General features: G+C 72.7%; 13 protein-coding genes. 9 read left to right on the top strand and 4 right to left on the bottom strand.

Annotated elements, in window-relative coordinates:
• Positions 1 to 6: 6 nt before the first annotated feature.
• Entirely contained in the window at positions 7 to 1,218 is a 1,212-nt protein-coding gene (locus tag ACIBN2_RS30680; protein WP_399139182.1) for an ROK family protein, read from the bottom strand.
• 178 nt (positions 1,219 to 1,396) lie between these two features.
• Positions 1,397 to 2,491, bottom strand: coding sequence for a mechanosensitive ion channel family protein (locus ACIBN2_RS30675; RefSeq protein ID WP_399139586.1), 1,095 nt, complete (start codon positions 2,489 to 2,491; stop codon positions 1,397 to 1,399).
• A 319-nt stretch (positions 2,492 to 2,810) separates the two neighbouring features.
• On the opposite strand from ACIBN2_RS30675, the gene ACIBN2_RS30670 reads away from it, so the two are divergent.
• The 4 genes from ACIBN2_RS30670 to ACIBN2_RS30655 all read left to right on the top strand — a co-directional run bounded on the left by ACIBN2_RS30670 (position 2,811) and on the right by ACIBN2_RS30655 (position 6,330).
• Entirely contained in the window at positions 2,811 to 3,347 is a 537-nt protein-coding gene (locus ACIBN2_RS30670) for an HNH endonuclease (protein WP_399139181.1), read from the top strand.
• 312 nt (positions 3,348 to 3,659) lie between these two features.
• Complete coding sequence (locus ACIBN2_RS30665) at positions 3,660 to 3,893, top strand: hypothetical protein (protein WP_399139180.1); 234 nt, start codon at positions 3,660 to 3,662, stop codon at positions 3,891 to 3,893.
• Positions 3,894 to 5,981 (top strand): 4-alpha-glucanotransferase, encoded by a 2,088-nt coding sequence (malQ, locus tag ACIBN2_RS30660; RefSeq protein ID WP_399139178.1) that lies wholly within the window; start codon positions 3,894 to 3,896, stop codon positions 5,979 to 5,981.
• Positions 5,982 to 6,066: 85 nt separating this feature from the next.
• Positions 6,067 to 6,330, top strand: coding sequence for a hypothetical protein (locus ACIBN2_RS30655; protein ID WP_399139176.1), 264 nt, complete (start codon positions 6,067 to 6,069; stop codon positions 6,328 to 6,330).
• Positions 6,331 to 6,415: 85 nt separating this feature from the next.
• Here the strand turns inward: ACIBN2_RS30655 and ACIBN2_RS30650 are convergent, their stop codons facing one another.
• Complete coding sequence (locus ACIBN2_RS30650; protein ID WP_399139174.1) at positions 6,416 to 7,024, bottom strand: TetR family transcriptional regulator; 609 nt, start codon at positions 7,022 to 7,024, stop codon at positions 6,416 to 6,418.
• Between the two features lie 116 nt (positions 7,025 to 7,140).
• Here ACIBN2_RS30650 and ACIBN2_RS30645 point away from each other — a divergent pair, with 116 nt between their 5' ends.
• The 5 genes from ACIBN2_RS30645 (at position 7,141) to ACIBN2_RS30625 (ending at position 12,796) form a co-directional block, all read left to right on the top strand.
• Entirely contained in the window at positions 7,141 to 8,577 is a 1,437-nt protein-coding gene (locus tag ACIBN2_RS30645; RefSeq protein WP_399139172.1) for an FAD-dependent monooxygenase, read from the top strand.
• Between the two features lie 132 nt (positions 8,578 to 8,709).
• Complete coding sequence (locus ACIBN2_RS30640; RefSeq protein WP_399139170.1) at positions 8,710 to 9,609, top strand: DMT family transporter; 900 nt, start codon at positions 8,710 to 8,712, stop codon at positions 9,607 to 9,609.
• Between the two features lie 29 nt (positions 9,610 to 9,638).
• A complete protein-coding gene (locus tag ACIBN2_RS30635) occupies positions 9,639 to 10,565 on the top strand; it encodes a LysR family transcriptional regulator (protein WP_399139169.1) in 927 nt (308 codons plus the stop codon).
• Positions 10,566 to 10,616: 51 nt separating this feature from the next.
• Positions 10,617 to 11,954: a sigma-70 family RNA polymerase sigma factor gene (locus ACIBN2_RS30630; protein WP_399139167.1), complete on the top strand. Its 1,338-nt coding sequence runs from the start codon at positions 10,617 to 10,619 to the stop codon at positions 11,952 to 11,954.
• An 83-nt stretch (positions 11,955 to 12,037) separates the two neighbouring features.
• Positions 12,038 to 12,796: an SDR family NAD(P)-dependent oxidoreductase gene (locus tag ACIBN2_RS30625; protein ID WP_399139585.1), complete on the top strand. Its 759-nt coding sequence runs from the start codon at positions 12,038 to 12,040 to the stop codon at positions 12,794 to 12,796.
• Positions 12,797 to 12,900: 104 nt separating this feature from the next.
• Here the strand turns inward: ACIBN2_RS30625 and pepN are convergent, their stop codons facing one another.
• Positions 12,901 to 15,471, bottom strand: coding sequence for an aminopeptidase N (gene pepN / locus ACIBN2_RS30620; RefSeq protein ID WP_399139165.1), 2,571 nt, complete (start codon positions 15,469 to 15,471; stop codon positions 12,901 to 12,903).
• Positions 15,472 to 15,523: the final 52 nt, after the last annotated feature.

Here is a 15,523-nt window from a genome sequence, read left to right as displayed (position 1 = left end):
AGAGGTTCAGCGGGAGGTGTCGAAGACCTCGTCGCGGGTGGCCGCGAGCGCGCTCTCCAACGCGCCCCGCAGCACGGGATGTTCGGGCACGCCGCCGACCACGAGCCGGGGCCGGGAGGCCGCCAGCTCCTCCAGCTCGGCCTGGACGAGGGCGCGCAGCACCTCGCCGCCCGTGGTGAGCGCGCTGCCGCTGAGGACGACGAGTTCGGGATCGAGGACGGAGACGAGCGAGGCGAGACCGGTGGCGAGGCGCGTGGCGTACGTCTGGAGCAGCTGCCGGTGCGGGCCGTCGTCGGACTCGGCCGCGCGGGCGACCAGAGCGGCGGCGGACTCGGCGTACGGTCCGGGCGGGATGTCCTCGATGCCGAGGCTGCGGGCCAGCTTCGGGATGGCCTGCGAGCCCGCCAGTTCCTGGTAGCCGCCGCTGTTGGCCTTGGTCACCTGGCGGACCAGGGGCACGCCCGGCACCGGCAGGAAGCCGACCTCGCCGGCGCCGCCGGTCCAGCCGCGGTGCAGCCGCCCGCCGAGGACGAGGGCGGCACCGAGGCCCCCCTCGTTCCACAGCAGCACGAAGTCCTCGTGCCCGCGGGCCGCGCCCAGCCGCTGCTCGGCGACGGCGGCGAGGTTGACGTCGTTCTCGTACTCGACCGGCATCGGCAGCGCGGCGGCGACCTCGTCGAGCAGGCTCGGGGTGTGCCAGCCGGGCAGGTGCGAGGCGTAGCGCAGGCGGCCGGTGTTCGGGTCGAAGGCACCGGGGGTGCCGATGACGATCCGGTGGACGTCGTCGCGGGCGAGGCCCGCGGCCTTCCCGGCGCCGTCGAGGGCGTCGGTGACCTGCCGGACGACGGGCTGGGCGGGGCGCCGGCCCGGGGTGTGGAGTTCGTAGGAGCCCACCGTGCGGCCGGTGACGTCGGCGACGGCGGCGAGGATGCGCTCCGGGGTGACGTCGAGCCCGGCGGCGTACGCGGCGGCCGGATTGACCTCGTACAGCTGGGCGTTGGGGCCGGGCCGCCCCTCGGTGGTGCCGGTGGCGAGGACGAGGCCGGCCGCCTCGAGGCGGGCGAGCAGCTGGGATGCGGTCGGCTTGGACAGGCCGGTGAGCTTGCCGATCCGGGTGCGGGACAGCGGCCCGTGCTCCAGGAGGAGGTCGAGCGCGGCGCGGTCGTTCATGGCGCGCAGGACGCGCGGGGTGCCCGGCGTACCGGCCGTTCCTGCCATGGGGCGCCACCTGCCTTTCCACTGCCCGAAGCTTCTCATTGATCACTGTTAGGAAAGTTTCCTATTGGCTGGAAAGGAACGTAAGCCCAGGGCGAAGGGGGCGTCAAGAGAAACCGCCCCCGAGGCAACAGACTCGTTACCTCGGGGGCGGTGGTGGTGCCGGCGGGCCGGGCGGCCGCTACTTCGTCGGCGGCCGCTGCTGCACGATCGGGGATGCCGCCGCGGCCTGCGGGGACTCGGAGTTGGCGAACACCGACGGGGCCGCGACCGCGGCCGCCGGGTCGGTTATCTCCTCCTCCGGCGGGGCCGTCGCGCCGCCCACGATGCGGATCTGCGCCGCGTCGAAGGCGCGCTTGATGCGCCAGCGCAGCTCGCGCTCGACGGTGAGGGACTTGCCGGGCATCGTCTTCGCGGAGACGTGGACCACCATCGAGTCCAGCAGCACGCTGTCCAGACCGAGGACCTCGATCGGGCTCCACAGGAGCTCGTTCCAGGGCTCCTCCGCGCTCATCTTCTCGGTGACCTCGTCCAGCACGGACTTCGCCCGGTCCAGGTCCTCGGACGCCTTCACGGTCACGTCGACGCCGGCCGTGGCCCAGCCCTGGGAGAGGTTGCCGATGCGCTTGACCTCGCCGTTGCGGACGTACCAGATCTCGCCGCCGGCGCCGCGCAGCTTGGTCACGCGCAGGCCGACCTCGATCACCTCGCCGGAGGCGACGCCCGCGTCGATCTGGTCGCCGACGCCGTACTGGTCCTCCAGGATCATGAAGACGCCGGAGAGGAAGTCCGTGACGAGGTTGCGGGCGCCGAAACCGATCGCCACGCCCGCGACACCGGCCGAGGCCAGCAGCGGCGCGAGGTTGATCTGGAACGTGCCGAGGATCATCAGCGCCGCGGTGCCGAGGATCAGGAAGGACGCCACCGAGCGCAGCACGGAGCCGATGGCCTGCGAGCGCTGGCGGCGGCGCTCGTTGTTGACCAGCAGCCCGCCGAGCGCGGTGCCCTCCGCGGCCTGGGCGGTGCGGGTCATCCGGTCGATCAGCTTGGTGATCGACCGCTGCACGATCACCCGCAGCACGACCGCGATCACCGCGATCAGCAGGACTCTCAGCCCGATGGCCAGCCACGTCGACCAGTTCTGCTCGACCCAGCTGGCGGCGTTGGTCGCGCCCTCCTGGGCGTCCTGGAGCGTGGGGACCGCCGGTGTCGTCGACTCCGAGGGGGTCGGTGACGGCGACGAACCGGCGGCCAGTAGGACGGCGGGCAAGGACACGGCGGGAACCTCCAGGTGCAGCGATCCGCTCCACCGGCAGATGGTCAAGGTCACGAATAGGTCACTGGCGGGGCGGGGCCACCACACTATCGGTGCACGGTGTGTGGATCCTTGCCATCTTCTGGGGAGAGACGGTGCTCACGTGGGGATGAACAGGTGGGATGAAGAGTTCGCCGTCCTGGGGATGAATGAGATGTGGTCGAAAACACTCCCAGCCCGTTACCGGGACATGGTGGCGCTTCCCCCAGGCCGGAGGGGACACTGACTGCAGATCGTCCCGGCGCGAGCCACGCGCCGCCGACGCCCAAGGAGGCATTCCGTGCCGCACGTCCTGGTCCTCAACGCGTCGTACGAGCCACTCGGCGTCGTACCGCTTCGCCGCGCGCTCGTCCTCGTCCTCGAGAACAAGGCAGTCTGCCTCGAGGAGACCGGCGCCTTCATGCACAGCGCAACCGTCACAGTCCCCGCACCCAGCGTGGTCCGGCTCAAGCGATTCGTCCGGGTTCCCTATCGGGGGCCCGTTCCTCTCACCCGGCGGGCGCTCTTCGCGCGCGACGGGGGCCGGTGCATGTACTGCGGTGGCGCCGCAACCAGCGTCGACCATGTCATTCCGCGCAGCCGCGGGGGCAAGCACGTATGGGACAACGTGGTGGCGTCCTGCCGCCGCTGCAACCACGTGAAGGCCGACCGACACCTGTTCGAGATCGGCTGGCGGCTGCGCCACAAACCCGCTCCGCCCTCCGGTCTGGCCTGGCGCATCATCGGCACCGGCCATAGGGACCCGCGCTGGCTGCCGTACTTGCAGCCGTACGGCGCGGAAGACGCCATGGCCCGGATCGACGGCATATCCGCCTGAGGTCCGGGCTTTCGCACACCCGCGGCCCCAGGACACGCGGCACCTGGCGCCGGCCCCGGGGCACCGCTGTGCCCTTCGGGGCCGGCGCCCCGCGGCGCGGTTCGGCTCCGGGGTGCGGTTCGGCTCCGGGGTGCGCGGAGGACCGGCCGGGAGGGCCGTCCGCACAAAGATCCGAGCCTGAGGCGCGTGACCGGCACAGAATGTGCGGCGCAGAATGTGATGAGAGGCACGATGTTCCGTCCCGTACGTCTGCCCTCGCGCGGACGGGGTAGGGCTGCGGTAACCGTCGCCGTACTCGACAAGGAGGCCCCAGTGGCCGCATCCGCACATCTTCTGCTCTCGGCCCTTTCCAAACGCGAGGAGTTCGCCGGCTACGAACCGCACCTGTGCGCGTTCGACGCGGAGGGCACCTGCCTCGAGACCCCGCTGACCAGCGAACCGCCCTTGCCGGACGCCGAGCCCCTCACCAGCGAGCCGCCGCTCGCCGACGCCACGCCCCTGACCAGTGAGGCGGTAGGCCTCGAGCCGGAGACCACGAGGCCCTAGATGACAGCGCAGGGGCCGGCCGAACCGCCCTCCGAGGACCTGACCCGGCTCGCCGCACTGCACGGCGTCGCCACCTCCTACAGCCCCTCCCCGGACCGCACGGTCGCGGCCTCCGCCACCGCTGTCACCCTCGCCCTCGCCGCCCTCGGCGTCGACGCCTCCGTCCCCGAGGCCGTCCGCGCCGCGCTCGCCTCGCGCGAGCGGGAGCTGAGCGAGCGGCTGCTTCCCCCGACGGTCGTGATCTGGAGCGGCGGCACGTCCCCCGCACTCGCGGCCCTCCCGGCCGGCACCCGGCTGCGCGTCGAGACCGAACAGGGCGAGAACCGCACCTCGGCCGACGAACTCCCGCCCGGTGTACACCGGTTGACGGCAACCGCGCCCGACGGCCGGAGCGCCGAGGTCCACCTGGTCGTCGCACCGCCCCGGCTGCCCACGCCCACCGGACGCTCGTACGGCCTGCTGGTCCAGCTCTACTCCCTGCTCTCGCAGCGGTCCTGGGGCATGGGCGACCTCGGTGACCTCGCCGAACTCGGCGCCTGGGCCGGGCGCTCGCTCGGCGCGGGGTTCGTCCAGGTCAACCCGCTGCACGCGGCCGTGCCAGGCGCCCCCACCGACCCCTCGCCCTACCGCCCCTCCTCCCGCCGCTTCCCGGACCCCGTGCACCTGCGCGTCGAGGACGTCCCCGAGTACGCCTACGTGGAGGACCCCGCGCGGCTGCGGGCGCTGTCGGCCCGCGCGGCCGAACTGCGCGCCTCGGTGCTGGAGAAAAGCGCTCTGATCGACCGCGACGCGGTGTGGGAGCTCAAGCGCCAGGCGCTGGAGCTGATCCGCGAGGTGGAGCTGGGGCCCGGGCGGCGCGCCGCCTACGTCGACTTCCTCGCCGAGCAGGGCGAGGCCCTGGAGGACCACGCCACCTGGTACGCCCTGGCCGAGGTGCACGGCTCCGACTGGAACCGCTGGCCCGAGGCGCTGCGCGACCCCCGCTCGGCCGAAACGGCCCGGGCGCGCGGCGAGCTGATGGACCGGGTCGACTTCCACTGCCGCCTCGCCTGGCTCACCGACGCCCAGCTCACCGAGGCCCAGCGGGCCGCGCGCGAGGCCGGGATGCCGATCGGGATCGTGCACGACCTCGCCGTCGGCGTGCACCCGCAGGGCGCCGACGCCTGGGCGCAGCAGGAGTACTTCGCGGCCGGGATGTCGGTGGGCGCCCCGCCGGACGCCTTCAACGCGCGCGGCCAGGACTGGGGCCTGCCGCCCTGGCGGCCGGACCGCCTCGCCGAGTCGGGCTACGCGCCCTACCGCCGCCTGCTGCGGGCGCTGTTCCGCTACGCAGGCGCCCTGCGCATCGACCACGTCATGGGCCTGTTCCGCCTCTGGTGGGTGCCGCAGGGCCATCCGCCCACCGAGGGCACCTACGTCCGCTACGACGCCGAGGCCATGCTCGCGATCCTCGTGCTGGAGGCCTCCCGCGCCGGATCGATCGTCATCGGCGAGGACCTGGGCACGGTCGAGCCGGGCGTGCGCGAGAAGCTGCGCGAGCGCGGGGTGCTCGGCACCTCGGTGCTGTGGTTCGAGCGGCACTGGGAGGGCGACGGCCGCCCGCTGCCGCCGGAGAGCTGGCGCGCCGACTGCCTCGCCACCGCCACCACCCACGACCTGCCGTCCACCGCGGCACGCCTGACCGGCGAGCACGTCGAACTGCGCCACCGCCTGGACCTGCTGACCCGGCCGCTGGAGGAGGAACGCGCGGAGGCGGCGGCCGACGCGGCGGAATGGCTGGCCCTGCTAGGCCGCCTCGGTCTGCTGCACGGCACGGGCGGCGGCCACGCCCTGTCGGAGGAGGAGGCGCAGATCCAGGCCGTGCACCGGTTCCTGCTGCGCACCCCGTCCCGCATGGTCGGCGTCTGGCTGCCCGACACGGTGGGCGACCGCCGCCCCCAGAACCTCCCGGGGACCTGGGACCAGTACCCGAACTGGCGGCTGCCGGTCGCGGACGCGGAGGGCCACCCGGTGACGCTGGAGGAACTGGCGCGCTCACCCCGACTGCACGCTCTGATGGACGTGCTGCGGACGGCGCCGCAGGAGTAGCGGCGAGCAGGGAGCAAGCGGGCGCGAGCGCTCGTACGGCACCCCGGACGAGCGCCCCCGATCGGCGTTCGCTACTTTTGGGACCGTGGACAAGAAGAACGCCCTGCGCGCCGGCGCCCTGGCTGCCGGTACGACGCTGATGATGCTGCTCATGACGTCCCCCGCGCTCGCGCTGACCCGCGACGACGGTGACGACCCCGGCACGGGCCTGAGCGTGATCCAGACGCTGGGCCTCTACGTGCTGATCCCGCTCGCCCTGTTCGCGATCATCGCGGGCCTGGTCGTCGCCCTGGACGGGTCCACGGACCGCGAGCCGAAGACCAAGGCGAAGGAGAAGGCGAAGGCCTGACCCCCTCTGCTTTCGAGGGCGTCGCCCCCCGTGCCGTGACGGCGGGGGACGGCGCCCTCGGTGTGTTCAGGGCGCCTTGGCGCCCTCAGGGGCTCGGCGCCGTGAGATAGCGCTGGAGCGTCGGCGCCAGCCACGCCACGATCTCCTCGCGGCTGAGCGCCACGGTCGGCGGCAGCCGCAGCACGTAGCGCGTGAGCGCCAGCCCCAGCAGCTGCGCGGCACCGAGCCCGGCCCGCGCGGGGGCCTGTTCGGGATCGGGGCACACCGCGAACGCGACCGGGACCAGCTGGTCCCGGAAGACGCCCTGCATCCGTTCGGCCCCGGCCGGGTTGGTCGCTCCGACCCGCAACAGGGCCGTCAGCACCTCGTTCTCCTCCCACATGCCGAGGAAGTGCTCCACGAGCGCCCGGCCGACGTCCTGCCGGGGCAGCGCGGCCACGTCCGGCATCGACAGGTCGATGGAGACGGCCGCGGCGAACAGGCCCTCCTTGTTGCCGTAGTAGCGCATCACCATCGACGGGTCGATGCCCGCGTCCTTGGCGATCGCACGGATGGTGGCCCGCTCGTACCCGTCGGCGGCGAAGCGCTCGCGGGCCGCGGCGAGGATCGCGTCACGGGTGACGTCGGAGCGCCGGCGGGCCCCGGAACCGGAATCTGTGCTGCTGCTGTCGCTGACTTTCACATCAACAAGCATAGGCCAACCTGCGTTGGCCAACAAGTGTTGACTTCGTCGTGAGGGCGGCTCTACGGTGGCCAACGCACGTTGGCAAACAGTCGTAGGCAAACAAGCGTTGGCAACCGGAGGTCATCATGCAGACCCAGCACTCCGTGATCGTCGTAGGCGCGGGCCCCGCCGGTCTTCTGCTGGCCGGCGACCTCGCCACCGCCGGCGTCCCCGTCACCCTCCTGGAGAAGCGCCCGCACAAGATCAGCAACCTTTCCCGCGCCTTCGTCCTGCACGCCCGCACCCTCGAGCAGCTCGACGCCCGCGGCCTCGCCGACGGCCTGGAGAAGGCCGGCCGCCCCCTCGACAGCCTCCGCCTCTTCGGCCGCCTGAGCATCGAGCTGGGCACGCTCCCCTCCCGCTACAACCATCTCCTCGTCATCCCGCAGTACGAGGTGGAGAAGGCCCTCGAACAGCGGGCCGTCGAGGCCGGGGTGGAGTTCCGCCACGAGACCGAGCTGACCGGGCTGACCCAGGACGCCGGCGGCGTGACGGTCGAGGTCCGCACGGGCGGCGGGGAGACGGAGAGCCTGCGCGCGGAGTACGTCGTCGGGACCGACGGCATGCGCAGCGCCGTGCGGGAGGCGATCGGGCTGCCCTTCCCCGGCCACTCCGTCATCCGCTCCGTCGTCCTCACGGACGTACGGCTGGCCGAGCAGCCCGAGAACCTGCTGACGGTCAACGCCGTCGGTGACGCCTTCGCCTTCGTCGCGCCCTTCGGTGACGGCTACCACCGCGTCATCGCCTGGAACCGCGCCCACGACGTGCCCGACAGCGAGCCCCTCGACCTCGACGAGGTCAAGGAGGTCACCCGGCTCGCCCTCGGCCGCGACTTCGGGATGCACGACGCCCGCTGGATGTCCCGCTTCCACAGCGACGAACGCCAGGCTCCCGCCTACCGCGTCGGCCGGGTCTTCCTGGCCGGGGACGCCGCGCACGTCCACACCCCGGCCGGCGGCCAGGGCATGAACACCGGGCTGCAGGACTCGGCCAACCTGAGCTGGAAGCTGGCCGCCGTCGTCCAGGGCCACGCGGACCCGGCCCTGCTCGACAGCTACCAGGCCGAACGGCACCCCGTCGGCAAGGCCGTGCTGCGCAGCAGCGGCGGCATCGTGCGCCTCGCGATGGCCAAGCGCCCCTGGACGCTGGCGCTGCGGGCCGCGCTCACCACCTTCCTGAACAACGCCGGCCCGGCCCGGCGCAAGGCGGTCGGCGGGATCACCGGCATCGGCTACCGCTACCCCGCCCCGCGCGGCGCGCACCGCCTCACCGGCACCCGCGTGCCGGACGTCGCCCTGGAGAGCGGCCGCCTGTACGAGGCCCTGCGCGGCGGCCGGTTCGTGCTGATCACCCCGGAGCCGTACGGGACGGCCGGCGGCCGCAAGGACCGCCTGGCGGTGGAGCGCTGGGCGAGCGGCCGGCGTACGACCGTCCTGGTCCGCCCCGACGGATACGTGGCCTGGGCGGCGGACTCGGCGGACGGCGCCGCAATCGAGGCGGCGGTCGCCGCCCACGTCGGATGACGGACCTGCCGTGATCGCCCGGTGACTGTTCAGTAGAACTGAAAATATCGGTCGAAAACATTCGATGGACGTGACAGGTGCGGCGCTGCGACGGTGGCATCACATGGACCGCCGACCAGCGAAAGGAACTGCGTGACCGCCGTCCTCGAAAGGACCACCCGCACCACCCCGATCCCGGGGGCTGCCGCCCTCGGGATCGTCCTTGCCGCGCTCGCCACCGTCGTGTGGTCGGGCAGCTTCGTCACCTCCCGCGCCCTGCACGACAGCGTGCCCCCGGTGCAACAGGCCTTCTGGCGCTGGCTGGTGGCGCTCGCCGCGGTCGCCCCCTTCGGCGCCCGGCAGGCGTGGCGGCAGCGGAAGGCGATCCGGCGGCACGGCGGCTTCGTGCTCCTCGTCTCGCTGCTCGGCGTGGCGGTCTACAACACCCTCGTCAACCAGGCCGGGTTGACGACTTCCGCCGCCAACATGGGCATGATCATGGCCGCCTCGCCGGTGCTGATGGCGGTGTCCGAACGGGTGGGGGGCGTACGGCTGGGTGCCCGCCGGGTCGTCGGGCTGCTGACGGCGTGCGGCGGAGTGGTGTTCCTGGTCGGCGGCGGCGCGGGCCTCTCCTCCGGCGACCTGTGGATGATCGCCGCCGCCTGCTGCTTCGGCTCCTACAGCGCGCTGCTGCGCCGCAGGCCGGCCGAACTGGGCGGCGGCGCCTTCCTGTTCACCACGTTCCTGCTCGGCACCGCACTGCTGCTGCCCGCCCAGGCCGTGAGCCTCACCGTCCAGGGCGGCTTCACCCCCACGCCGGGCACCGTCCTGCCCCTCCTCTACGTCGGCGTGGCCTCCTCCGCCGTCGCCTTCTTCGCCTGGAACAAGGCGATCGCCCTGGTCGGCGCGGCCCGCGCGGGAGCGGTCTACCATCTCCAGCCCGTCTGCGTGGCCCTGCTGTCCTGGGCGGTGCTCGGTGAACGGGTCGGCCCCGCGCAGGTCCTGTGCATGGCGCTGATCCTCGGCGGGGTGGTGCTGGGCGCCGCCGCATAGGTCGCCGCCACGGCCGATAGGTTGCCGCCATGGCCGAGTGGGACATCCGGAAACTGCAGATCCTGCGCACGCTCAGGGAGCGCGGGACGGTGACCGCGACGGCCGAGGCGCTGCGGATGACGCCGTCGGCCGTCTCGCAGCAGCTGACCAATCTGGCGAAGCAGCTCGGGGTGCCGTTGCTGGAGGCGGACGGGCGGCGGGTGCGGCTGACGGACGCGGCGCGGCTGGTGCTGCGGCACGCGGAGGCGGTGTTCGAGCAACTGGAGCGCGCCGACGCCGAGTTGGCGGCCTACGTGCACGGCGAGGTGGGTGAGGTGCGGGTCGGCGCCTTCTCCACCGCCGTGCCCGCCCTCGTCGTACCGGCCGTGCGGGCGCTGCGGGCCGCGCACCCCGGGGTGAGCGTGCGGGTGCGGGAGACGGAGGCCGGGGAGGCGTACGGGCTGCTGGCCGCAGGGGACGTCGACGTCGCGCTGTCCCTCGCCGCGCAGGCCCCGACGGCCGCCGACCCGCGCTTCACCCGCGTCCCGCTGCTCGCCGACCCCCTCGACGTCGCCCTGCCCCGCGACCACGCCCTCGCCGCCGCGGCCGGGCTGCGCCTCGCCGACCTCGCCGAGGAGCCGTGGATCTTCGGCGGCAGCGGCCCCTGGTCCGACATCACCCGGGGAGCCTGTGAGGCGGCCGGGTTCAGCCCGGTACAGGCGCACTCGGCGGCCGGATGGACGGCGATCCTGGCGATGGTCGAGGCGGGGATGGGGGTCGCGCTGGTGCCGCGCACGGCGGCGGTGCGCCGGGACGGCGTGGCGATGCGGGAGCTCACCGCGGACCGGCCGCGCCGGCACGTGGTGGTGGCGGTGCGCAAGGGCGCCGGGGAGGGCGCGGCGGTGGGGCGGGTGCTGGAGGCGTTGCGGACGGTCGCCGCGGGGTTTTCGGGTGCCGTCGGGACCGGCGCGCGATAGCGTCACTCCGTCCTCGCGTGACGCAATTCCCGGACTCGACGCAGTTCCCTGATGCCGGAGGTGCCCGTGGTCGCCGATGCCTGTGCCAGCTGCGGCAAGCCGCTGCCCGCGCGAGCCGGCCGCACCGGCCGCAGCTCCCTGTACTGCTCACCGGCGTGCCGGCAGAAGGCGTACCGCAGGCGGCAGGGATCCGAGGAGCCCGGAGCGGCCGGGGTGGACGGTCTGATCGAGGACATCGCCCGGCAGGTGAAGGAGCTGGCGCCGCAGCCACCCTCCGTCCTGTATTCGGGCGTGACCGACCTGTCGTCGTCCGTCGCGCGGCTCAGGCGGGTGGCGCGGCTGGCCCGGGACACGGCCAAGGAATCCGTCACGCCGGTCCCCGTGACGAAACGGCCCGAGGCCGCCGCGCCCCTGCTCACCGAGTCCGACTTCGCCGCCCTCACCGAGTCCCACCGCCGTGAGATCCAGGTGCACTGCTACCGCATGACCGGCTCCTACGACGACGCCGAGGACCTCGTGCAGGAGACGTTCCTGCGGGCCTGGCGGGCCCGGGACGCCTTCGAGGGGCGGGCCGGCGCCCGTACCTGGCTGTACCGCATCGCCACCAACGCCTGCCTGGACTTCCAGCGCCGCACCGCCCGCCGCCCGCAGCGCTACGAGCCGGTCCCCGGCATGAACCACGGCACCGGCGAGACCCCCGCCCGGCTCACCTGGCTCCAGCCCTACCCCGACGACGAGCTGCCCTCGGCGGAGGAGCAGCCGGAGACCGCCGCCGTCTCCCGCGAGACGCTGGAGCTGGTCTTCCTCGCCGCGATCCAGCATCTGCCGCCCCGCCAGCGGGCCGTGCTGATCCTGCGGGACGTGCTCGGCCTCACCGCCGCCGAGACCGCCGAGTCCCTCGGCCTGACCGTGGCCTCCGCCAACAGCGCCCTGCAGCGGGCCCGCCCCACCCTTCGCGACCACCTGCCCCGGCAGCGCGCCGACTGGAGTGCCACCGGGCCCACCGAGGGCCAACGCGGGGTCCTGCAGCGGTACATGAAGGCCGCCGAGGGACTCGACTTCGCCGCGATGGCCGAGCTGCTCAGCGAGGACGTCCGGCTCACCATGCCGCCGAACCCGTTCTGGTTCACGGACCGGGACGCTCTCCTGGAGTTCCTGCGCCCCACGCTCGACCCGGCGTCGCCCATGTTCTTCGGCCACTGGCGCCACCTGCCCGCCCGCGCCAACGGCCAGCTGGCGGCCGGGGGTTACGTCCGCAGGCCCGGCACGAACGTGTACCGCGCCCAGGTCCTGGACGTCCTCCGCTTCGACGGAGACGACCGCGTCGTGGAGATCACCTCCTTCGAGCCGCACCTCTTCCCGGCCTTCGGACTGCCCCTGCGCCTGTGACCTCCCGACCGATGAGCGGCCGGGGTGCCGTGCGTCTGTATGACCGACTCGAACGACACCACCCCAACAGGGAGTTGATCACCATGCTGCTCACCGGCAAGAACGCGATCGTGTACGGCGCCGGCGGTTCCATCGGCGGTGCGGTGGCCCGCGCCTTCGCCGCCGAGGGCGCCCGGGTGCACCTCGTCGGACGTACCCGTAAGACGCTGGAGGCGGTGGCCGCCGACCTCGGGAACGCCGAGGTGGCCGTCGTGGACGCCCTCGACGAGACGGCCGTGGAGAGGCATCTGGACCAGGTCGGCGACGTCGACGTCACCTTCAACCTCGTCACACGCGGCGACGTGCAGGGCGCCCCGCTCACCGACATGCCCGTGGACGACTTCATGCGGCCCGTGATCAACGGTGTCCGTGCCAACTTCATCACCGCCCGCGGCGCCGCCCGCCGGATGGCCGAGCGCGGTTCCGGTGTGATCCTCACCCTCAACAGCGGCTCGGCGCACGGCAGTCCGATGATGGGCGGCACCGGCCCGGCCGACGGGGCGATCGACACGCTGGTGCGCAACCTCGCGATGGAGTGCGGGCCGCGCGGCGTGCGGGCCGTGGGCCTGTGGGCGGCGGGGGTGCCGGAGACGTTCACCGTCGAGAAGCTCTCCGCGGTCAACCCGGCGATCGACGAGGACGCCGTCCAGGGCATCATCGCGGGCCTCGCCGGGATGCGCATGACCCGCCGCAACCCCACGCTCGCCGACGTCGCCGCCACGGCCGTCTTCCTCGCCTCCGACCACGCGGCCGGCATCACCGGCACCTTCGTCAACGTGACCGGCGGCATGGTCCCGCGCTGACCGCGGGACCGCCGACCGCGAAAACGCCAACCTCGGGACCGCCGACCGCGGGAACGAGAAAGGGCGCCCGGTGCGACACCGGGCGCCCTTCGCCGTACGAAGGACTACGCCTGCGCGTCCGCCGCCTGCGCCCTCAGCGCGCGCTCCACGCCCGCGCGGGACTCGGAGACCAGGCGGCGCAGGGCCGCGCCGGGCTCGGCGGAGGCCAGCCAGGCGTCCGTCCGGTCCAGCGTCTCCTGGGAGACCTGGACCGCCGGGTAGAGACCGATCGCGATCTGCTGGGCGATCTCGTGCGAGCGGGAGTCCCAGACGCCCTTGACGACCTCGAAGTACTTCTCGGCGTACGGCGCGAGCAGGTCGCGCTGGTCGGTCTGGACGAAGCCGCCGATGACGGCCTCCTGGACGGCGTTCGGCAGCTTGTCGGACTCGACGACCGAGGCCCACACCTCCGCCTTCGCCTCCGCCGTCGGCCGGGCGGCGCGGGCGCTGGCCGCGTGCCGCTCACCGGCGGCGGTCCTGTCGCGCTCGTACTCGCCGGCGATCTCCGTCTCGTCGTAGCGGCCGACCGCGGCGAGCCGCTGCACGAGAGCCCAGCGCAGCTCGGTGTCGACGGCCAGGCCCTCGATGGTCTGCGAGTCGTCCAGCAGCGACTCCAGCAGGTCCAGCTGCTCCGGCGTGCGGGCCGTCGCCGCGAACGCCCGCGCCCAGGCGAGCTGGTGGTCGCTGCCCGCCGCGGCCGCGCGCAGATGGGCCAGCGTGGCGTCGGTCCAGCGGGTGAGCAGGGCCTCGCGGGCGGACGGGTCGGCGTACAGGTCGATCGCGAGCTTGACCTGGCGGTGCAGCGACTGCACGACACCGATGTCGGACTCCTTGCCGACGCCCGACAGGACCAGCGAGAGGTAGTCGCGGGTGGCGAGCTCCGCGTCCCGGGTCATGTCCCAGGCCGAGGCCCAGCACAGGGCGCGCGGCAGCGAGGACTCGAAGTCGCCGAGGTGCTCGGTGACGAAGGCCAGCGACTGCTCGTCCAGGCGGACCTTGGCGTACGACAGGTCGTCGTCGTTGAGCAGCACGACGGCCGGGCGGCGCCGGCCGGCCAGCTGCGGCACGGCGGTCAGCTCGCCGTCGACGTCCAGCTCGATGCGGTCGGTGCGGACCAGCTTGCCGCTGTCCGCGTCCAGCTCGTACAGGCCGACGGCGATGCGGTGCGGGCGCAGAGTGGGCTCGCCCTGCGCGCCCGCCGGGAGTGCCGGGGCCTCCTGGCGGATGGCGAAGGAGGTGATGACCCCGTCGGCGTCCGTCTCGATCTCCGGGCGCAGGACGTTGATGCCCGCCGTCTGGAGCCACTTCTTCGACCAGGTCTTCAGATCGCGGCCGGAGGTCTCCTCCAGCGCGCCGAGCAGGTCGGACAGGCGCGTGTTGCCGAAGGCGTGGCGCTTGAAGTAGGCCTGCACGCCCGCGAAGAACTCGTCCATGCCGACGTAGGCGACGAGCTGCTTGAGGACCGAGGCGCCCTTGGCGTAGGTGATGCCGTCGAAGTTGACGAGCACGTCGTCGAGATCGTTGATCTCGGCCATGATCGGGTGGGTGGAGGGCAGCTGGTCCTGCCGGTAGGCCCACGTCTTCATGGAGTTGGCGAAGGTCGTCCACGAGTGCGGCCAGCGGGACTCCGGGTGGTGCGCCTGGCATGCGATGGAGGTGTAGGTGGCGAACGACTCGTTCAGCCACAGGTCGTTCCACCACTCCATGGTGACCAGGTCGCCGAACCACATGTGGGCCAGCTCGTGCAGGATGGTCTCGGCGCGCAGCTCGTACGACGCGTCCGTCACCTTGGAGCGGAAGACGTACTGGTCGCGGATGGTGACCGCGCCCGCGTTCTCCATCGCGCCGGCGTTGAACTCCGGCACGAAGAGCTGGTCGTACTTCTCGAACGGGTACGCGTAGTCGAACTTCTCCTGGAACCACTCGAAGCCCTGACGGGTCACCTCGAAGATCGCGTCCGAGTCCAGGTACTCCGCGAGGGAGGGGCGGCAGTAGATGCCCAGCGGGACGCTCTGCCCGTCCTTCTCGTACACGCTGTGGACCGAGTGGTACGGGCCGACGATCAGCGCGGTGATGTAGCTGGAGATCCGCGGGGTCGGCGCGAACTCCCAGACGTCGTCCTTGGGCTCGGGCGTCGGGGAGTTGGAGATGACGGTCCAGCCGGTCGGCGCCTTCACGGTGAACCGGAAGGTCGCCTTCAGGTCGGGCTGCTCGAAGGAGGCGAAGACGCGGCGGGCGTCCGGGACCTCGAACTGGGTGTAGAGGTAGGCCTGTTCGTCGACCGGGTCGACGAAGCGGTGCAGGCCCTCACCGGTGTTCGTGTAGGCGCAGTCGGCGACGACCCGCAGGACGTTGGTGCCCTCGAGCAGCCCTCGAAGGGCGATGCGGGAGTCGGCGAAGACCTCCGCGGGGTCGAGCGCGTCGCCGTTGAGCGTCACCTCGTGGACGGCCGGGGCCACCAGGTCGATGAAGGACTCGGCGCCGGATTCGGCCACGGCGAAGCGCACCGTGGTCACGGACCGGTAGGTGCCGCCCTCCTGCGCGCCGGAGAGGTCGAGATCGATCTCGTACGAGTCAACGGTGAGCAGCTTCGCCCGCTGCTGCGCCTCTTCACGGGTCAGGTTTGTGCCAGGCACCGGGTCATCTCCTCGTCAATGTGTCGGTTGCGCCATCCTTCCATGTGGCGGG

It is taken from the genome of Streptomyces sp. NPDC050534 (assembly GCF_044457745.1).
Taxonomy (GTDB): domain Bacteria; phylum Actinomycetota; class Actinomycetes; order Streptomycetales; family Streptomycetaceae; genus Streptomyces.
The sequence above is the reverse complement of the archived record's forward strand: the minus strand, read 5'-3'. Positions and strand labels throughout refer to the sequence as shown.

Excerpts from the sequence above, each read along its gene's own strand:
- ACIBN2_RS30680 (WP_399139182.1), bottom strand. The coding sequence starts at position 1,218 with ATGGCAGGAACGGCCGGTACGCCGGGCACCCCGCGCGTCCTGCGCGCC.
- malQ (WP_399139178.1), top strand. The coding sequence starts at position 3,894 with ATGACAGCGCAGGGGCCGGCCGAACCGCCCTCCGAGGACCTGACCCGG.
- ACIBN2_RS30650 (WP_399139174.1), bottom strand. The coding sequence starts at position 7,024 with ATGCTTGTTGATGTGAAAGTCAGCGACAGCAGCAGCACAGATTCCGGT.
- ACIBN2_RS30645 (WP_399139172.1), top strand. The coding sequence starts at position 7,141 with ATGCAGACCCAGCACTCCGTGATCGTCGTAGGCGCGGGCCCCGCCGGT.
- ACIBN2_RS30635 (WP_399139169.1), top strand. The coding sequence starts at position 9,639 with ATGGCCGAGTGGGACATCCGGAAACTGCAGATCCTGCGCACGCTCAGG.
- ACIBN2_RS30630 (WP_399139167.1), top strand. The coding sequence starts at position 10,617 with ATGCCGGAGGTGCCCGTGGTCGCCGATGCCTGTGCCAGCTGCGGCAAG.
- ACIBN2_RS30625 (WP_399139585.1), top strand. The coding sequence starts at position 12,038 with ATGCTGCTCACCGGCAAGAACGCGATCGTGTACGGCGCCGGCGGTTCC.